Below are 251 nucleotides of genomic sequence, written 5' to 3'. Positions count from 1 at the left end.
TGTGGAGAATAAGGGAGTCGAACCCTTGACCTCCTGCGTGCAAGGCAGGCGCTCTAGCCAGCTGAGCTAATTCCCCCTCTAGGTGCTGTAGACTATAGGCCATAAGCTTTAGGCTAAATGCCTACTGCTTCAAGCTTACTGCTTACCGCTTTAATTAGTAGTCTCGGGCAGGCTCGAACTGCCGACCTCTACATTATCAGTGTAGCGCTCTAACCAGCTGAGCTACGAGACTCTATTATGAGTGATGAGTA

2 tRNA genes are annotated in these 251 nt (G+C 49.8%); both read right to left on the bottom strand.

Annotated features, from left to right (window positions below):
* Window positions 1-2: 2 nt before the first annotated feature.
* Window positions 3-76 (bottom strand) — tRNA-Ala (locus FLQ44_RS07865).
* An 82-nt stretch (window positions 77-158) separates the two neighbouring features.
* Window positions 159-232, bottom strand: a tRNA-Ile gene (locus FLQ44_RS07860).
* Window positions 233-251: the final 19 nt, after the last annotated feature.

This window comes from Vogesella mureinivorans (genome assembly GCF_007644035.1).
Taxonomy (GTDB): Bacteria; Pseudomonadota; Gammaproteobacteria; order Burkholderiales; family Chromobacteriaceae; genus Vogesella; species Vogesella mureinivorans.
The sequence above is the reverse complement of the archived record's forward strand: the minus strand, read 5'-3'. Positions and strand labels throughout refer to the sequence as shown.